An 18,707-nucleotide genomic window follows, 5' to 3' on the forward strand; every position below is an offset into this window, starting at 1 on the left:
CTTGTTCGCGACTGCGGGGCTCGCAAGACCGGCTCACTCCTCGCGCTCACCGCAGCCCCCTTGTTCGCGACTGCGGGGCTCGCAAGACCGGCTCACTCCTCGCGCTCACCGCTACCCCCCGTGACCTGCCGCTGCCGCCGCGTTGGCCGCCGCGGGCAGCGCGGCGGCGATCTGTTCCAGGGCGGCGGCGTCGATCGCCGCCGAGACGAACCAGGACTCGAACGCACTCGGCGGCAGGTAGACCCCGGCGGCGAGCATCGCGTGGAAGAACGCCTTGAACGCGGGCACCTGCTGGGTGCGTGCGCTGTCGTAGTCGACCACGTCGGCATCGGTGAAGAAGATCGAGAACATGCTGCCCGCGTACGACAGCCGGTGCGGAACCCCGGCGACGGCCAGCGCGTCGGTGGCGAGCTTGCCCACGACGGCGGCGGTGGCGTCCAGCCGACGGTAGAGCGCGTCGTCGGCCAGCCGCAGGGTGGTCAGGCCGGCCGCGCAGGCGAGGGGATTTCCGGAGAGGGTGCCGGCCTGGTAGACGGGACCGGCCGGGGCCAACCGCGACATGATCTCCGCGCGCCCGCCGAACGCCGCGGCGGGCAGGCCGCCCCCCATGACCTTGCCGTACGTGAGGAGGTCGGCGTCGACCGGATCGAGGCCGTGCCACCCGGATCGGGAGACCCGGAACCCGGTCATCACCTCGTCGACGACGAGCAGCGCACCGTGCGCGTGCGCGATCCTCGCCAACTGTCCGTTGAAGCCGTCGCGGGGTGCCACCACGCCCATGTTGCCCGGAGCGGCCTCGGTGATCACCGCGGCGATGTGCGGCCCCTCCGCGGCGAACGCCTCCTCGACGGCGGCGACGTCGTTGTAGGGAAGCACGATCGTCTCGCCGGCCGCCGCGCCGGTGACCCCCGGCGAGTCGGGCAGGCCCAGGGTGGCCACGCCCGAGCCGGCGGCGGCCAGCAGGGCGTCGACGTGCCCGTGGTAGCAACCGGCAAACTTGATGATCTTCGAGCGGCCGGTGTACCCCCGGGCCAGCCGGATCGCCGACATGGTCGCCTCGGTGCCGGAGTTGACCAGCCGGACCTGCTCGACCGGGGTGCGGGCGACGATCTCGGCGGCCAGCTCGACCTCACCGGGAGTGGGGGTGCCGAAGCTGGTCCCCTTCGCGGCGGCGGCCTGCACGGCCGCGACCACCTCGGGGTGGGCGTGCCCGAGGATCAGCGGCCCCCAGGAGCAGACCAGGTCGACGTAGCGTCGGCCATCGGCGTCGTGAAGCCAGGGCCCCTCGCCCCGGACCATGAAGCGTGGTGTGCCGCCGACCGCCCGAAAGGCGCGCACGGGGGAGTTCACCCCGCCCGGCACGAGGGCTCGGGCGCGGTCGAACAGGGCCTCTGAGGCCGGCGCGTCGACCGGGTAGCGGTCGGATCCGGCGGGGAACACCTCGGTCACGATGCCGCCATTGTGTCAGCGCCCGACGGTGGATCGGCAGGCACCCCGGATCGGGGTTACCGGGCTCACCCCCGGCACGCTGCACGGAGGCGGCTCGCCTCGACAGGCCGGGCGCCCGAGATCGCGATAGGCTGACCCAGTGGATCGTGCCGAACTGTCCATCACCGTGCACCGAACGGGCGACGAAGCAGTGTTGCGCCTCGCCGGTGAGATCGACATGCTCACGGCCGCCCAGCTGTCGACCGTTGTCAATGAAATCCTGACCGAGCCGCCGCCCCGGATCGTGCTCGATCTCGGCGGAGTCAGCTTCTGCGACTCGCAGGGGCTCGGCACGCTTGTGGTCCTCAGCCGCAAGGCCAGCCACGCGCAGAGCCTGCTCATCCTGACCAACGTGGGCGACTTCCTGCTCCGCGTCCTCGACATCACCGGCCTGCGCAGCGCCCTGATGATCCGCAACGACGCACCCGCCAGCTGACTCGCCGGCGGGTCAGGACGTGGCGCCCCAGCGGGCCTGCTCCAGGACGGCTACGGTGCGAGCGACGGTCTCCGGGTCGTCGCCGCCCCGCAGCATGGTCGTGGCCTCGTCCACCGCATCGGTCAACAGCCGCCACTGTGCGTCGCGCTCACGCACCATCTCCGACTGCGTCGTCAACTGGCGGGTCTTGGTCCACAACTCCACGAAGACGGACACCTTGGCCCGTAGCACCCAGGGATCGAACGGCTTGGTGAGGTAGTCCACCGCACCGGCCGCGTAGCCGCGCAGGGCCAGCTGGGCGTCCCGGTCGGCGGCGGTCAGGAAGATGATCGGGACGTGCCGGGTACGCTCCCGCCGCTTGATGTGGCTGGCCGTCTCGAAGCCGTCCATGTCGGGCATCTGGGCGTCCAGCAGGATCACCGCGAAGTCGTCCACCAGCAACTGCTTGAGCGCCGCCTCACCGCTCTCCACCGCGACCGACTGCACCGGCAACCCCTGGAGGATCGCCTCCAGCGCCATCAGGTTCTCCCGGCGGTCATCGACCAGCAGCGCCTTCGCCACCTGCGTCACGAGCCCTCCTCGGTACGGCTGCCACTGATCCAGGACCCCATCAGCTCGATCAACTCGTCGAGGTCGACCGGCTTGGTGATGTAGTCGCTGGCCCCGGCCACGATCGCCGACTCCCGGTCACCCGGCATCGCCTTGGCGGTCAGGAAGACGATCGGCAGGTCCGCGAAACGGTGGTTACGCCGGATCTGCCGGGTCGTCTCGTACCCGTCCTGGTCGGGCATCATGGCATCCATCAGGACGATGTCGACCTCCGGGTGTTCGGCCAGCAGGCGCACCCCGTCGTTGCCGTTGTCGGCGTAGAGCACGGTCATGCCGTGCAGTTCGAGCGCGCTGGTCAGGGCGAACACGTTCCGCACGTCGTCGTCGACGATCAGCACGGTGGCACCGTCCAGTTGGCGGGTCTGCGGGGCCTCCGGCGGCACCGGCAGGAACTCCATCGGCGGCATCAGCAGCGACGACGGCAGTCCGGCCCGCTGCGGCGACGGTGGCGCCGGCGACACCACCGCGTCCGGCGCCAGCACGTCGGGCAGGTAGAGCGTGAACGTCGAGCCCTGACCGGGCGCCGAGGCGACGGTGATCGTGCCGCCGATCAGGCGGGCCAGATCCCGGCTGATCGACAGGCCCAGCCCGGTGCCGCCGTAGCGGCGGCTGGTCGTGCCGTCCGCCTGCTGGAACGCCTCGAAGATCAGCGACAGCTTGTCGTCGGAGATGCCGATGCCCGTGTCAATCACCGTGAAGGCGATCACCTGCCGCGCGTTGGTCAGCGCCGGCACATCGAAGACCGCGTGCTCCGGGGCGCGGGAGATGCGCAGCGTCACCGCGCCGCTGTCGGTGAACTTGACCGCGTTGGACAGCAGGTTGCGCAGGATCTGCTGGAGCCGCTGGGCGTCGGTGACCACCGCAGCCGGCATGTCCTTGCCGATGCGCACCTGGAAGTCCAGGCCCTTGTCGTCGGCCTGCGGGGCGAACGCCTGCTCGACGTAGTTGCAGATCTCGGTGAACTGCACCTCGGCCGGCTCGACGTCCATCCGCCCCGCCTCGATCTTGGACAGGTCGAGGATGTCGTCGATCAGGCGCAGCAGGTCCGACCCGGAACCGTGGATGGTCCGGGCGAACTCGATCTGCTTCGGCGTGAGGTTCTGCTCGGAGTTCTCCATGAGCAGCCGGGCCAGCAGCAGCAGGGAGTTCAGCGGCGTACGCAGCTCGTGGCTCATGTTCGCCAGGAACTCCGACTTGTACGCCGAGGCCCGGGTGAGCTGCTGCGCCTTGTCCTCCAGGCCGAGCCGGGCCAGTTCGATCTCCCGGTTCTGGGTCTCGATGTTCGCCTTCTGCGCGGAGAGCAGTTTGGCCTTGTCCTGTAGTTCGGCGTTGGTCCGCTGCAACTCCGCCGATTGCTCCTGCAACTCGTGCGCCAGCCGCTGCGACTGGGCCAGCAGCTCCTCGGTACGACGGTTGGCCTGAATGGTGTTGACCGCGATGCCGATGGTGGAGACCAGCCGTTCCAGGAACGACAGGTGCAGCTCGGAGAAGGGCGTGACGGTGGCGAACTCGATCACGCCGAGCAGTTCGCCCTCGAAGAGGACGGGCAGCACGACCAGGTCGGCCGGTGGCGTGTCGGCCAGTCCGGAACGCAGTGTGATCCGCGCGTCCGGCACCGCACCGACCCGGATGGTGCGCCGGGAGAGTGCGGCCTGACCGACCAGCCCCTCGCCCGGTCCGAAGGTCACGTCGTGGCCCCGGGAGACGTAGCCGTACGAGGCGGTGAGGCGCAGCCGCATCACCCCTTCGGAGTTGTCCACCAGGAAGAACGCGCCGAGCTGCGCATCCACCAGCGGTGTCACCTCCTGCATGATCATCCGGCACACCTCGCCGAGGTCACGCTGGCCCTGCAACAGACCACCGATGCGGGCCAGGTTGGAGTCCAGCCAACCCTGCTCGGCGTTCTTGTGGGTCGTCTCCCGCAGGGTGACGATCATCTGGTTGATGTTGTCCTTCAGCTCGGCGACCTCGCCCTGCGCCTTCACCGCGACCCGTTGGGTGAGGTCGCCCCGGGTCACCGACGTCGAGACCTGGGCGATCGCCCGCAGCTGGGTGGTCAGCGTCGAGGCGAGCTGGTTGACGTTCTCGGTGAGATCCCGCCAGGTTCCGGAGACACCCTTGACCTGTGCCTGACCGCCCAGCTTGCCCTCGGTGCCCACCTCGCGGGCCACCCGGGTCACCTCGTCGGCGAACGACGACAACTGGTCCACCATCGTGTTGACGGTGTTCTTCAGCTCCAGGATCTCGCCCTGCGCGTCGACGGTGATCTTCTGCGACAGGTCGCCGTTGGCGACCGCCGTGGTGACCGAGGCGATGTTCCGCACCTGGCTGGTCAGGTTCGACGCCATCGAGTTCACGTTGCCGGTCAGATCCCGCCAGGTGCCCGAGACGCCCTTGACCTCGGCCTGGCCACCCAGCTTGCCCTCGGTGCCCACCTCACGGGCCACCCGGGTCACCTCGTCGGCGAACGACGACAACTGGTCCACCATCGTGTTCACCGTCGACTTCAACTCCAGGATCTCACCCCGCGCGTCGACCGTGATCTTCTGCGACAGGTCACCCTTCGCCACCGCGGTGGAGACCTGGGCGATGTTGCGCACCTGGGCGGTCAGGTTCGACGCCATCGAGTTCACGTTGTCGGTCAGATCCCGCCAGGTGCCGGCGACGCCGCGCACCTGGGCCTGACCGCCGAGGTTGCCCTCGGTGCCCACCTCACGGGCCACCCGGGTCACCTCGTCGGCGAACGACGACAACTGGTCCACCATCGTGTTCACCGTCGACTTCAACTCCAGGATCTCACCCCGGGCGTCGACCGTGATCTTCTGCGACAGGTCACCCTTCGCCACCGCCGTGGTGACCGAGGCGATGTTCCGCACCTGGCTGGTCAGGTTCGACGCCATCGAGTTCACGTTGTCGGTCAGATCCCGCCAGGTGCCCGAGACGCCCTTGACCTGGGCCTGACCGCCCAGGTTGCCCTCGGTGCCCACCTCGCGCGCCACCCGGGTCACCTCGTCGGCGAACGACGACAACTGGTCCACCATCGTGTTCACCGTCGACTTCAACTCCAGGATCTCACCCCGGGCGTCAACGGTTATCTTCTGGCTCAGGTCGCCCCTGGCGACGGCGGTGGAGACCTGGGAGATGTTGCGGACCTGGCTGGTCAGGTTCCCGGCCAGTTGGTTGACGTTCTCGGTGAGGTCCCGCCAGGTGCCGGAGACGCCGCGCACCTGGGCCTGGCCGCCGAGCTTGCCCTCGGTGCCCACCTCGCGGGCCACCCGGGTCACCTCGTCGGCGAACGACGACAGCTGATCCACCATCGTGTTGACGGTGTCCTTGAGTTCCAGGATCTCGCCCTGCGCGGCCACGGTTATCTTCTGCGACAGGTCACCCCGGGCCACCGCCGTGGAGACCTGCGCGATGTTGCGCACCTGGGCGGTCAGGTTCGACGCCATCGAGTTGACGCTGTCGGTGAGGTCCTTCCAGGTGCCGGCGACGCCCGGCACGTCGGCCTGGCCGCCGAGCTTGCCCTCGGTGCCCACCTCGCGCGCCACCCGGGTGACCTGCTCGGCGAAGAGCCGCAGCGTGTCGGTGAGCGAGTTCATCGTGTCGGCCAGTTCGGCGACCTCGCCGCGAGCGCTGACGGTGATCTTCTGGGACAGGTCGCCCTTCGCCACCGCGGTGGCCACCTGGGAGATCGACCGCACCTGGCCCGTCAGGTTCGACGCCATGGTGTTCACCGAGTCGGTGAGGTCCTTCCAGGTGCCGGCGACGCCGCGCACGTCGGCCTGGCCGCCGAGCTTGCCCTCGGTGCCCACCTCACGGGCCACCCGGGTCACCTCGTTGGAGAAGGACGAGAGCTGGTCGACCATCGTGTTGACGGTGCGACCGATCCGCAGGTACTCACCGCGCAGCGGCCGGCCGTCGATCTCCAGCGCCATGTGCTGGGTGAGGTCACCGTCGGCGACCGCGACGATGACCCGGGCGATCTCCGTCGTGGGTCGGCCCAGATCGTCGATCAGGGAGTTGACCGCCCGCTGGCCCTCCGCCCAGGAGCCGTCCAGCCCTTCCTCGTCGAGCCGCTCGGTCAGCCGACCGTCGCGGCCGACGATCCGGCTGATCCGGCGCAGGTCCAGATGTTGCCGCTCCTGGAGCGACACCACGTCGTTGAAGGCGTCCGCCACCTCGCCGGCCACGCCCGACCGGCGGGGCAGCCGCGCCTTGAGGTCGCCGCGACGGATCCGCCGCAGCGCCTCCGCCAGCTCGGTGAGGACCGCCTCGTGGTCGGCGGCAGAGGTATCCGCGGTCACCGACTGTCTCGCCGTGGTCATCATTCCTCGCTCACCTCGGGGTCCACCGGCTCGCGCCGGCCACCCCATCATTGTCCCCGTGACCTCGAAACCGCCACGGCACACCACCGTCCAGTACCAGAGACCTGGCGGTGATCAGCTTGGCAGCGGACGGGTGTCGGTGGAGGATACGAGGGTGTCAGCGGAGGCGGGGCCCGCGACTGACGGAGGCCCAGACGAGCATGTGCGGCGGGTCCGGCTTCCCGCCGACCGCCGCACGCCGGCCGCCGCCCGGGCCGTCGTCCGGTCCGTGCTCTCCGAGGCGAACCTGGACGAACTTCTCAACGAGGCGCTTCTGTTGACCACAGAGCTCTCCACGAACGCCGTCGAGCACGCCCGCACCGAACTGGACATCGAGGTCACCGCCGACCAGGTGGGGCTGACCGTCACCGTGTCCGACTTCGCCTCCGGCCCGGTGGACGAGCTGACCGTCGGCGTACGCAACCTGTCCACCGACATCGCCGAGGTGGCCGAACGGGGCCGGGGACTGCTGCTGGTGGACCACTTCGCCAGCCGTTGGGGCACCACGTATCTGCCCAGCGGCAAGGGCGTGTGGTTCCGGCTGGACCGTCCGGGCCGCGACCGGACGGGACCCGTTTCGCCCGCACCACCGGTGGCCGGCGATCCGGACGGCAGCGGACACACGGTGGTACCAAGCGCCGGTGCGATGAGCGCGCTGATGCAGACCACCCCCGATTCGTACGCCGACGACCCGCTGCCGGACTTCGCCGCCAGCCTGCTCAGCCGGCTGGCGGAGATGGTCGGCGCGGCCGGCGGCGTGGTGCGGCTGGACCGGGGCGACGGCCAGGGTTCCCAGGTGCTCGCCCGACACGGGCGGCAGCCCCGACCCGGCAACGACCTGCTCCGGGTGCCGCTGGCGGTGCACCGCCCGTACGCCGGTGAGCTGGAACTGGACGCCGCGCCGACCGCGTACGCCCAGCCGCTGGCCGTGCTGACCGCCGAACGGCTCTCGCTGCACCTGGAGAACGACCGGCTGCGCCGCGCCGACGTCCGCCGGCAGGCGTGGTTGACCTTCCTCGCCGAGGCCAGCGAGTTGCTCGCCCAGTCGCTGGACGTGGAACTGACCATGGCGCTGATCCCGCAGTTGGTGGTGCCGCGGCTCGGCCAGTGGTGCGCGGTGCACACCACCGACGAGTGGGGCCGGCTCCGGCTCTCGGCGGCCAGCCACGCGGAGGAGTCGATGCTGCCGCAACTGCACGCCATCCTCCGCGAGGCGGGCAGCGACTCGGTCCAGGCCCGCCTGCGCGAGGCCAGTCGCAACGGCACCCGGACGCCGCTGGGCGCTCCGATGGAGGGTTTCGCCGTGCCGCTGATCGCCCGGGGCCAGCGCCTCGGCACCCTGGCGGTCGGGCGGCACCAGCGGCACCGGCAGGATCCCGACGAGATCGCGGTGCTGGAGGACGTGGCCCGGCGGGCGGCCCTGGCGATCGAGAACGCCCGCATCCACGCCGAGCGCCGCCGGGTGGCGCAGACGCTGCAACAGTCGCTGCTGCCGCCGGTCCTGCCGGTCGTGGAGGGCATCGGGCTCGCGGCCGAGTACGTCCCGACCGGCGGGGACGCCGAGGTCGGTGGTGACTTCTACGACGTGGTGCCGCTGCCGGACGGACGCTGGCTGGTGGTGATCGGCGACGTCTCCGGCAAGGGGGTGCAGGCCGCGGCGGTGACCGGGCTGGTCCGGGACGTGATCCGGGTGCTGGCCGGGGACGGCAAGCCGCTCACCGAGGTGCTGGCCCGGCTCAACGAGACGCTGGTCGAGCGGGGTGCCGGCCGCTACTGCACGCTGGCGCTGGCCGCGGTCGGGCCGGGTGAGGGCGACCAACTCGACGTCGGGCTGCACCTGGCCGGGCACGACCGGCCGGTGCTGCTGCGTGCCGGCGGCGGCCTGGCCGCCTTCGTCGGCACCGGCGGCACCGCGCTCGGCCTGCTCGACAAGATCGCCTCGCCGACCTCACGGATCGTCCTCGGCCAGGGCGACTGCCTGGTGTTCTACACCGACGGGGTGACCGAGCGCCGCCGGGGTCGGGAGTTGTTCGGCACGGGCCGGCTGCGGGACGCCGCCGCGCCGCTGGCCGGCTACTCGGCGGACGTGGTGGCCGCGCGACTACGCGCCACGGCGATAAACTTTTCGGTCGAGGAGCCCCGCGACGACATCGCCATCCTCGTCCTCCGCAACGAGCTCGCCCCGACCTCCCCGCGCGGTCCGTCGGTGCGCGAGGTCGAAGGTTTGCCCGGCCCGCGCGGCTCGGGTTGAGCAGAGTTCGACCGGCGGGGCGCTCAGAGGCCGCCGGGAAGACGGCCGGGGGCCAGCCGGTGGTCGGGGTCGAGATGCTGCTTCACGGCGCGTAGCCGGGCCAGGTCGACCAGGTCGCCCCAGAGGTCGACGGCTCGCCGGACCGCGGGCGGCGCGGCGAGCACGACGCACCGCCCCTGCCTGGCGAGCAGCACGCCCCGGACCGCGGCCAGGATCGAGGCCACCCGCCCGGGCGGCATCGTGCCGGGCAGGGCGGCGTGCACCACGCCGAGACCGGCCGAGCCGCGAACCGGCACCGGGCCGCCGGCCGCGTCGCGCAGCGCGTACACGGCGGCGTGCAGATCGGGGATCGGCACCTCCAGCCGCAGCGCGGTGTCGCCGGGGGCGAACGGGTAGCTGCGCCACCACGGCGGGGCCGACCGGGCGATGGTCGACCGGGAGCCGAACAGGTTCACCAGCCGGTCGGTGCGCTCCGCCACCTCGGCGGGCCCACCCTCCAGCAGCACCACCAGCGAGCCGGCACCCACCGGATGGGCCGGCGCACGTCCGGTCATCGACGGGTGGCACGCCATCGACTCGGCCCGCCGGTCCCACCGCGGCCTCGACCCCGTGCCGGCCGGGAGGTCGAGCTCGACCGCGGCGGGGTCGAGCCGGGCGGCGAGCACCGCCCGGATCAGGTCGTGCACCTCCAGCGGAGTCCACACCGGCCGGATCACCCAGACCCGCGCGGCCGGCACCACCTGCACCCGCAGGGTCGCGCTGACCAGCACGCCGAGCGCGCCCTCCGAGCCGCACAGCAGCCGCGCCCGGGCCAACCCGGCCGCGCCACCGCCGGCCTCGGTCAGCTCGCCGTCGGCGGCCAGGTAGCGCAGGCCGACCAGTTGGTCGCAGGCCGTGCCGTGGCGGTGCCGCAGCGGGCCGGCCTCGTCGGCGGCGAGCACCCCACCGAGGGTCGCGCCGGGCGAGGGCGCGTCCAGGGCGAGACGCTGCCCGGTGCGTTCCAGGGTGGCCTGCACGGCGCGCAGCGGGTGCCGGCCCCCACCTCCGCCGTGCCCCGGCCCGCCGGCTGGTGGCCGATGCCGGCCAGCCGCCCGGTGTCGAGCATGATGTCGACCCGCTCGGGCGCCGCTCCCCAGTCGATCTTCGTGCCCGCTCCCCGTGGCACCACTGTCAGGTCGTGCCGGGCGGCCAGCCGCAGCACCTGCGCCGCGGCGTACGGGCCGCCCGGCACCGCCACCCAGTGGGCCGGACGCCCGGCCACCTCGTCGGCCGGGCCGGCGGGGCGGGCGAAGCGCGGACCGCAGATCTCGGTCAGCCGGCGGGCGATGTCGAGGGCACCGGACGCGCCGGTGGAACGGGCTGGCACCATGACGGCGATCGTACATGTGTTCGAACGATCGGGTAGGGATTTGCTCCGCACCGGAGGCCGGGAAGGCCGGTAACGTGGCGCCGTGACCACCGAGACTCCCGTTCCCGCAGCGGGGCGGAGACCGACCGAACGCGTCCACCACGGCGACACTGTCGTCGACGAGTACGCCTGGCTGGCCACCAAGGCCGACCCGGAAACGACCAAATACCTCAACGCCGAGAACGCCTGGACCGGGGCCCGGACGGCGCACCTGTCCGGACTGCGTGCGGAGTTGTTCGAGGAGATCCGGCGGCGTACCCAGGAGACCGACCTGTCGGTGCCGACCCGCAAGGGCGGGCACTGGTACTACACCCGCACCGTCGAGGGTCAGCAGTACGGCGTGCACTGCCGCCGGGCGGTCCGCGACGGCGAGGACGCGCCACCGATCAGCTCCGACGGCGCACCACTCGACGGGGAGCACGTGCTGCTCGACGGCAACCTGCTCGCCGCGGGGCACGACTTCTTCTCCCTGGGCGCCTTCGACGTCAGCCCGGACGGGCGCTTCCTGGCCTACTCCACGGACTACTCCGGCGACGAGCGGTTCACCCTGCGGATCAAGGATCTCGGCACCGGGGAACTGCTGCCCGACGAGATCCCCGGCACCTTCTACGGCACCGCCTGGTCCGCCGACGCCTCGGTGCTGTTCTACGTCACCGTGGACGAGGCGTGGCGACCCAACCGCGTCTGGCGGCACGTGATGGGTACGCCGACGGCCGACGACGTGGTGGTGCACGCCGAGGACGACGAGCGGTTCTGGGTCGGGGTCGAGCTGACCCGCTCGGAGCGGTTCGTCCTCATCGACGTCGCCAGCAAGCTGACCAGCGAGGTGCTTGTCATCCCGGCCGGCAATCCGACCGGCGAGCCGGCGGCGATCGCGCCGCGCCGGCAGGGCGTCGAGTACTCGGTGGAGCACCACGGGCACCGGTTCCTGATCCTGCACAACGACGGCGCCGAGGACTTCGCGCTGGCGTACACGTCGGCGGACACCCCGGGCGACTGGGTGCCGCTCATCGAGCACTCACCCGGGACCCGGCTGGAGTCGGTCGACGCCTTCGCCGACCACCTGGTCGTCACGGTACGCAGCAACGGCCTGACCGGGCTGCGGGTGCTGCCGGTCGGCGGCGGCGACGCCCACGACATCGAGTTCCCGGAGCCGCTGCACACCGTCGGCCTGGACGCCAACCCCGAGTACCGCACCGGGCGGCTGCGGCTGCGGTACACCTCGCTGGTCACCCCCGACTCGGTGTACGACTACGACCTGGTGACCCGGGAGATGACGCTGCTGCGCCGCCGGCCGGTGCTGCCCGGGCCGGACGGTCGGGCGTACCAGCCGGAGGACTACGAGCAGCATCGGGACTGGGCGTTGGCCGACGACGGCACGAGGGTGCCGATCTCCCTGGTCTACCGCCGGGACACGCCCCGCGACGGTTCCGCCCCCTGCGTCATCTACGGCTACGGCTCGTACGAGGCGAGCATGGACCCGTGGTTCTCGGTCGGCCGGCTGTCCCTGCTGGACCGTGGGGTGATCTTCGCGGTGGCCCACGTGCGCGGCGGCGGCGAACTGGGCCGCCGCTGGTACGACCAGGGCAAGATGCTGGCCAAGAAGAACACCTTCACCGACTTCGTCGCCTGTGCCCGGCATCTGGCGAAGGCCGGCTGGACGGCACCGGACCGGCTGGTCGCCCGGGGCGGCTCGGCCGGCGGGCTGTTGATGGGCGCGGTGGCCAACCTCGCGCCGGACGCCTTCGCCGGCATCGTCGCGCAGGTGCCGTTCGTGGACGCGCTCAACACGATCCTCGACCCGTCGCTGCCACTGACCGTCACCGAGTGGGAGGAGTGGGGCAACCCGCTGGCCGACCCCGAGGTGTACGCCTACATGAAGTCGTACACGCCGTACGAGAACGTCGCGGCGCTGGACTACCCGGCGATCCTGGCGATGACCAGCCTCAACGACACCCGAGTTCTCTACCACGAGCCGGCGAAGTGGATCGCCCGGCTGCGGGCCGTCGCGCCGCAGGGCGACTACCTGCTCAAGACCGAGATGGAGGCGGGCCACGGCGGGCCGAGCGGGCGCTACGACGCCTGGCGGGAGGAGGCGTTCGTCAACGCCTGGACCCTGGACCGGTTCGACCGGGCCTGACCGCCACCTGCTGCCCGCCCGCCTCGCCCGGCCCGACGAGCCAGATGTCCCGACTGGCCTGATGTCACAGTGACATATCTATGTCGCTGTGACATCAGGCCGGGAAGGGATGACACTCCTCCGCTCGGTTACTTGGTGTGACTTCCACGGTCACGCCGGTGCTGCCCGGGTGGGCGGCGCCGACTACGCCGAGGGCACGGGGCAGCGGCCTCACCGGGCTCGCCGACCGGGTCGCCGCCGACGGCCGGCGGGTCGGTTACCTGCTCAAGGACCGGGTCGCCGAGGTCACCGAGTTCGTCGACAACCTGCGTAGCGTCGTCGCCGGCGGCACCCTCGTCGATCCCGACGTGGCCCGCCGGCTGCTGCACCGCCCGCGCGACCCGCTCGCCGCCCTCTCCGCCCGCGAACGGGAGGTGCTGGTGCTGGTCGCGCAGGGCCGGTCCAATGCGGCGATCGCCGTCGGGCTGCACGTCACCGAGGCTGCGGTCGGCAAGCACATCGGCAACATCCTGGCCAAGCTCGGGTTGCCGCCGGACGACGGCACGAACCGCCGGGTGCTGGCAACCCTGACCTACCTGCGCGCCAACGCCACCCGATTCTCGCGGCGGCTCAGGTGGCCCGTAGCTCCTCCACCGCGGTGTTCCCGCGCAGGAACAGCAACCCCAGCCCCACGGTGGCCAGCACCGCGACCACCGCGCCGGCTCCCAGCAGCGCCAGCTGCTCCAGCGGTACGCCGGGAGTGCGGCCGTCCCGGCCGGTGTCGCCGACGTACAGCCGGCCGATGGCGTACCCGACGCCGAGGGCGACCAGCACGGCGGGCACCACGGGTGCCAGCACCTGCCAGAGGATCGACGCGCCGATGGTGGCCCGGGGCACCCCGTTCGCCACGAGCATGGCGTACCCGCGACGCCGGGAGACGATCCCCTCGACCAGGGTGACCAGCAGGCCCGCGGCGGCAATGATCAGAGCCACGGCGACCGCCAGGTCGACCAGGTCGACGGTGGTCAGGTAGAAGGAGTTCAGCGGGCCGGCCTCATCGCCGTAGCCGGCCACCCGGCTCTCCTCCCGTTCGATCTGGGCCCGGAGCAGAAACGAGGCCCGGAATGCCGCCGCGCCAGCGCCGATGATCACCGCAGCGAGCAGGGCGGCGAAGGTCCGGCTGCCGGCCCAGGGGTCGTCGGTCAGCCGGCGGGCGGCCAGCAGGGCGGCCGGACCTCGGGCGCGACGGTGCAGCACCCGCCCGGCCAGGTACGAGATCCAGCCGGTCCCGACGACCACCCCCATCACGGCGGCGAAGATGCCGACGAGGAGGACCATGCCCAACCAGTCGACCCGCGCACCCTGCAAGGCCCACCGGATCGGCTCGACCAGCGCCACCGCCAGCACGCCGAGCCCGATCAGCAGCGCCGGCCAGGGGCGGGGGGATCCGCTACGCCCGGCCCGCCGGAACACCCCGAGCGGTGTGGTGGTGACCCGGCGCAGCATCACGCTGGTCGCCATCGCGGCCACCAGCGGCAGTCCGAGCACCACGGCCGCCATGGCCGGTTTCCACGGCAGCACGTCGGTCGGCAGGACGAGTTGTCCGTTGGCGTCCGGGCGGTGCAGCAGCTCCCGCCCGACGAGGTACGCCGCCAGGCCGACGAGGGTGCCGGCCAGGCTGGCCAGGCCGGTCTCCAGCATCACGATCCGGGTCACCTGACCGGGGGTCGCACCGGCCAGCCGTAACGCGGCGAGCCGGCGGTCCCGCTCCGGCGCACCGAGCCGGGCGCTCTGACCGGCCAGGGCCAGCACCGGGATGGTCAGCATCACCAGCGCGAACGCGGTCCCGCCGCGTAGCCCCGGCTCCCGCAGCAGCGCGTTGACGTACTGCTCGGACTGCTGCCATGCGTGGCCGGGCGGCTTCCGGATGGCCAGGACGGTCAGTGCCGCCAACCCGGCGAGGGTGGCCAGGACGGCACTCAACGCGGTCAGGGTCACCCGGGCCACGTCGGTGCGGTTGCCGGCCACGGCCAGCCGGGCCAGGGTGCCGGGACTCACCGGGATCCGCCGGGCAGTGACGCATCGACGCCCAGGCCGGTGTGGTCGATCGCGCCGTCCCGCAGGACGATCTCACGGTCGGCGTACGCGGCGATCCTGGGCTCGTGGGTGATCAGCACCACCGCCGTTTGCTGCTGGCGGGCGATCCGGACCAGCTGGGTGAGGACCTGCTCGCCGGTGACCGTGTCGAGCGCACCGGTCGGCTCGTCGGCGAAGATCACCCGCGGCTCGGTGACCAGTGCCCGGGCGGTGGCACAGCGCTGCTGCTGACCGCCGGACAACTCGCCGGGCCGCGCGTCGGCGCACTCCGCCACACCCAGCCGCTCCAGCCAGTCGACCGCCGCCGCCCGTGCCGCTCGCCGCCCCGTGCCGGCGAGCAACAGGGGAAGCGCGACGTTCTCCGCCGCGGTCAGCTCGGCGACCAGCTGACCGAACTGGAACAGCACCCCGAACTCGGTGCGCCGCAACCGGGAGCGGGCCGCCTCGGACCAGGTGTCGATCCGGTGCCCACGCCAGCTCACCTCGCCGGCGTCGGGGCGCAGGATTCCCGCCAGGCAGTGCAGCAGGGTGGACTTGCCGCAGCCACTCGGCCCGGTCACCGCGACGATCTCGCCCTCGGCGATGTCGAGGGCGACGCCGCGCAGGGCGGGTGTCGGCCCGTAGGACTTCACCAGACCGCGAGCCTCAAGTTGCGTCATGGGCGCACCTCCCGGTGCCAGTCGGCGACCCGCTCCAGGGTGGTGCGCAACCACCGCAGGTCGGCGTCGATGTGAGCGATGGCGTAGTCGGCCGCGACGACCTCGTCGACGGAGACCGACGGGGCCGTCTTCAGTGCGGTCAGCTCCCGCAGCCGGTCGGTGTGTGTTCGGCGCTGCGCGATCAGGTAGGCCCGGGCTCGTTCCACGTCGGCCACCAGCAGCGCCACCACCACCTTGGCGAACAGCGCGCTGTTGACGTATGGCATCGGTGACTCGACGCTGCCCAGCCACCGATCGAGCGTGGCCCGGCCCTCCTCCGTCAGGGAGTAAGCCGTCCGGTCGGGACCGGCGAGCCGCTCCTGGCCGGTCGCCGCCACCAGACCGTCCCGCAGCAGGCGACCCAGCGTGGCGTAGACCTGCCCGAAAGCCAGGGGACGGGCCTGCGGCAGTCGCTCGTCATGCGCCCGCTTCAGCTCGTACCCGTGCATGGCACCGGTGGCGAGCAGACCGAGCAGCACGTGCGGGGTGGACACCTGGCTACTATTCGCTCAGCGAATAGTAGCTGTCAAGGCAGCACCTCGAACCAACGCTGAGCCACCTCAGCGGCGGCGGAGGACGACGACGGCCACGTCGTCCTGGATCTCGTCGGGGGCGAGTTCGACGAGCAGCCGCTCGCAGAACCGGTCGAGGTCGTCGTCCACCCAGGAGGCACAGGCGGCCAGGGCGCTCAGCCCCTCGTCGATGGTGACGTCCCGCCGTTCGATCAGCCCGTCGGTGTAGAAGACCATCGTCGCTCCGGCCGGCAGCACGAACTCCAGGTCGGCGGGGCGGGGCGCGCGCACCCCGAGCAGCGGCGCGGCGTGCTGCACGTACTCGGCCTTGCCGTCCTGGCTGATCAGTGGGGGCAGGTGACCGGCGCTGGCTAGCCGGACCCGCCCGGTGGTCGGTTCCAGCAGCAGCAGGCAGATCGTCGCCAGCTCGTTGGGGAGCAGCGTCCGCATCAGCTCGTTGACCCGGTGCAGGATCTCGCCCGGCTGGTGCCCCTCGACCGCGTACGCCCGCAGCGCGTGCCGCAGCTCGGCCATCACGGTCGCGGCGTGCAGGGAGTGGCCGGCCACGTCGCCGATGGCCAGCAGCAGGTGACCGTCGAGCATCACCAGCTCGTAGAAGTCGCCGCCCACCTCGGTGCGGGCGCTGGCCGGCTCGTAGCGCACGGCCAGGTCGAGGCCGGCGATCTGCGGGATGCGGCGGGGCAGCAGGCTGCGTTGCAGCGTCACCGCGATCCGGTGTTCCTCGTCGAAGGAGCGTTGCGCCTCCACGGCGGAGGCCACCGCCTGGGCGAGCTGGACCAGCACCGGCGTGCGGGCGGTCTGCGTCGCGGTGGGCACGACGACGTAGAGCGGTGCGCGGTCCTCGCGCAACCGGGCCGCGGCGACCGTGACGGTGTCGCCGGCCGGCCACTCGACCAGCGCCCAACCGGCCGGATCCTGCACCCGGACGGTCGCACCGGTCGGCACCGCGCCGTCCTCGACGCCCCACGTCACGGTCCGGGCTTCGGCGCCGGGACCGGCACAGATCCCGGCCAGGTAGTCACCGTCGAAGGTCTCGGCGACCACTGCGGCGGGACTCTTGAAGATCTCCGCCGCACCGGATGCCGCCAGCTCCAGCAGCCGGGCGAAGTTCGGCGCCGCGTGCACCGCGACGGTGGTGTCCGCCAGGCCGGTGAGCCGCTCGGCGAGCAGTTCGGCTCGCTGCCGGGCCTGGTAGTAGCGCAACACCGCGTGGGCGGTGGCGACCAGTTCCTCCGGCTCGATCGGCTCGGCCAGGTACGCGTCCGCACCCCGGGTCAACCCCTGGGTGCGGTCGGCCACGTCGACCGCGTGCGCCGAGACGTGGATCACCGGCAGCGCCGGGTACCCGGACTTGATCCGCTCGCACACCTCGAAGCCGCTCAGATCCGGCAGCCGGACGTCGAGCACCACCAGGTCGATCGGGTCCACCCCGACCCGGCTGAGCGCCTCGCCGCCCGTCTCCGCCTCCAGCACCGTGAAGCCGGCGCGGGTCAGCCAGTTCACCAGGAGGTAGCGCTTGGTCCGACTGTCGTCGACCACCAGCACTGTCGCCGGGCCGTCCACGTCACGCCCCGTCCGCCGGCAGCCAGACCGTGGAGGTGCTGCCCCGTCCCGGCTTGCTGGACAGCTCAAGGGTGCCGCCGAGCAGCGTTGCCAACGGCACCGCCACCACGCCCTCCCAGAGCTTGACCACCGGCGTGGAGAGCTCCAGCAGTTGTTCGGCCTGGTCCGCGATCAGGCTCTCCCGGGTGCGGACGTAGGTCTCGAAGGTGAACAGGCCCAACTGGTCGACCAGCGCGGAGAAGGCGACGTAGTCACGCAACGTCACGGCGGCCTGGTCGCTCTCCAGGACGGGCAGCAGCGCGTCCTTGAGGGCGAAGACGCTGCTGGCGGTCTCGGTGGCGGAGAAGCCCTGCCGGGCCTGCCCCCGGGACAGCTCGGCGAGCACGGCCCGCAGCTCGGTGGCCTCCTCGCCGGCAAGGTCGACCGCGCCCTTGCCGAGCGCGTCGGTCAGCGCGCGGTGCAGTTCCTGCACCTGCCGGACCAGTTCGGCCTGGCTGAGCCGGCCGCGCAGCCGCCCGGCGGCGGCCTCGCTCCACCGCTGGGTGATCTGCTCGGCGCGACTGGTCAGCAGCTCGCCCAATCGACCGCTCTCGTCGGCGCTCAGCACCATGGCACTACCCCCTCGACTGGACCGGCCGGACTCTATCACCGGGATCCGCCGACTACTTGCCGCCCAGCAAGGGAATGACCACCGTCACCTGATCCTCCTCCCGTTCTGCGTACGACGGCCCGGGTGGGATACCGTTCCACCGATAAACAGGAGGTCTGGCGAATGTCCTTGACGGTGCACACGGAACAACGCGGTGACGTGGTCGTCGTGTCGGTCGCAGGCGAGCTGGACATGGCCACCGCGCCACAGTTGCAGGACCAGATCAGCGACCTGCTCGACAAGGGGCGCAGTCGGCTCGTGTTCGACCTGTCGAACGTCTCGTTCTGCGACTCCACCGGCCTGTCGGTGTTCGTACGCGCGAAGAACAGCTGCGACGAGGCCGGCGGCGTGGTCCGGCTGGCCGCGCCTCAGCGGGGCGTGCTGCGCATCCTGGAGGTGAGCGGCCTGGTCGAGGTGCTGCACACCTATCCCACCGTCGACCAGGCGGTCGCCGGCGAGCCCACCCCGGCCTCGTCCTGACCGCACCGG

Annotated in this window: 11 protein-coding genes and 3 pseudogenes; 5 read left to right on the forward strand and 9 right to left on the reverse strand. The window is 71.8% G+C overall.

The window, feature by feature from the left end; all coding sequences use genetic code 11:
- Positions 1-111: 111 nt before the first annotated feature.
- On the reverse strand, positions 112-1,449 hold the full coding sequence (gene hemL / locus KIF24_RS28325) for a glutamate-1-semialdehyde 2,1-aminomutase (protein ID WP_221086624.1): 1,338 nt from the start codon (positions 1,447-1,449) through the stop codon (positions 112-114).
- 139 nt (positions 1,450-1,588) lie between these two features.
- Between hemL and KIF24_RS28330 the strand changes: the two genes are divergently transcribed.
- The gene (locus KIF24_RS28330; RefSeq protein ID WP_221086625.1) at positions 1,589-1,924 is read left to right on the forward strand and encodes an STAS domain-containing protein; all 336 of its coding nucleotides are present in this window, start codon (positions 1,589-1,591) and stop codon (positions 1,922-1,924) included.
- 12 nt (positions 1,925-1,936) lie between these two features.
- On the opposite strand, the gene KIF24_RS28335 is transcribed toward KIF24_RS28330, so the two are convergent.
- On the reverse strand, positions 1,937-2,494 hold the full coding sequence (locus KIF24_RS28335) for a response regulator (protein WP_221086626.1): 558 nt from the start codon (positions 2,492-2,494) through the stop codon (positions 1,937-1,939).
- Positions 2,491-6,861: a HAMP domain-containing protein gene (locus KIF24_RS28340; protein ID WP_221086627.1), complete on the reverse strand. Its 4,371-nt coding sequence runs from the start codon at positions 6,859-6,861 to the stop codon at positions 2,491-2,493. Before KIF24_RS28340 ends, KIF24_RS28335 begins: the two co-directional genes overlap by 4 nt.
- 154 nt (positions 6,862-7,015) lie before the next feature.
- Here KIF24_RS28340 and KIF24_RS28345 point away from each other — a divergent pair, with 154 nt between their 5' ends.
- Positions 7,016-9,151 carry a SpoIIE family protein phosphatase gene (locus KIF24_RS28345; protein WP_221086628.1) on the forward strand — a complete coding sequence of 712 codons (2,136 nt, stop codon included), beginning with the start codon at positions 7,016-7,018 and terminating at the stop codon, positions 9,149-9,151.
- Positions 9,152-9,174: 23 nt separating this feature from the next.
- Here the strand turns inward: KIF24_RS28345 and KIF24_RS28350 are convergent.
- Positions 9,175-10,520 (reverse strand): annotated as a pseudogene (locus tag KIF24_RS28350) (FAD-binding oxidoreductase).
- 82 nt (positions 10,521-10,602) lie between these two features.
- On the opposite strand from KIF24_RS28350, the gene KIF24_RS28355 reads away from it, so the two are divergent.
- The gene (locus KIF24_RS28355; protein WP_221086629.1) at positions 10,603-12,699 is read left to right on the forward strand and encodes a S9 family peptidase; all 2,097 of its coding nucleotides are present in this window, start codon (positions 10,603-10,605) and stop codon (positions 12,697-12,699) included.
- A 233-nt stretch (positions 12,700-12,932) separates the two neighbouring features.
- Positions 12,933-13,280 (forward strand): annotated as a pseudogene (locus KIF24_RS28360) (helix-turn-helix transcriptional regulator); the annotation flags it as partial.
- A gap of 28 nt (positions 13,281-13,308) precedes the next feature.
- On the opposite strand, the gene KIF24_RS28365 reads toward KIF24_RS28360, so the two are convergent.
- From KIF24_RS28365 to KIF24_RS28385, 5 genes and pseudogenes are all read right to left on the reverse strand, one after another.
- Positions 13,309-14,736 (reverse strand): FtsX-like permease family protein, encoded by a 1,428-nt coding sequence (locus KIF24_RS28365; protein ID WP_221086630.1) that lies wholly within the window; start codon positions 14,734-14,736, stop codon positions 13,309-13,311.
- Complete coding sequence (locus tag KIF24_RS28370; RefSeq protein ID WP_221086631.1) at positions 14,733-15,434, reverse strand: ABC transporter ATP-binding protein; 702 nt, start codon at positions 15,432-15,434, stop codon at positions 14,733-14,735. Before KIF24_RS28370 ends, KIF24_RS28365 begins: the two co-directional genes overlap by 4 nt.
- Positions 15,431-15,967 carry a PadR family transcriptional regulator gene (locus KIF24_RS28375; RefSeq protein WP_221086632.1) on the reverse strand — a complete coding sequence of 179 codons (537 nt, stop codon included), beginning with the start codon at positions 15,965-15,967 and terminating at the stop codon, positions 15,431-15,433. Before KIF24_RS28375 ends, KIF24_RS28370 begins: the two co-directional genes overlap by 4 nt.
- A gap of 66 nt (positions 15,968-16,033) precedes the next feature.
- The gene (locus tag KIF24_RS28380; protein ID WP_221086633.1) at positions 16,034-17,569 is read right to left on the reverse strand and encodes a SpoIIE family protein phosphatase; all 1,536 of its coding nucleotides are present in this window, start codon (positions 17,567-17,569) and stop codon (positions 16,034-16,036) included.
- 64 nt (positions 17,570-17,633) lie between these two features.
- A pseudogene (locus KIF24_RS28385) lies at positions 17,634-18,179 on the reverse strand (RsbRD N-terminal domain-containing protein); the annotation flags it as partial.
- A gap of 162 nt (positions 18,180-18,341) precedes the next feature.
- Here KIF24_RS28385 and KIF24_RS28390 point away from each other — a divergent pair.
- Complete coding sequence (locus KIF24_RS28390) at positions 18,342-18,698, forward strand: STAS domain-containing protein (RefSeq protein WP_221086634.1); 357 nt, start codon at positions 18,342-18,344, stop codon at positions 18,696-18,698.
- The last annotated feature ends 9 nt before the right edge of the window (positions 18,699-18,707 follow it).

It is taken from the genome of Micromonospora tarapacensis, assembly GCF_019697375.1.
Lineage (GTDB): Bacteria > Actinomycetota > Actinomycetes > Mycobacteriales > Micromonosporaceae > Micromonospora > Micromonospora tarapacensis.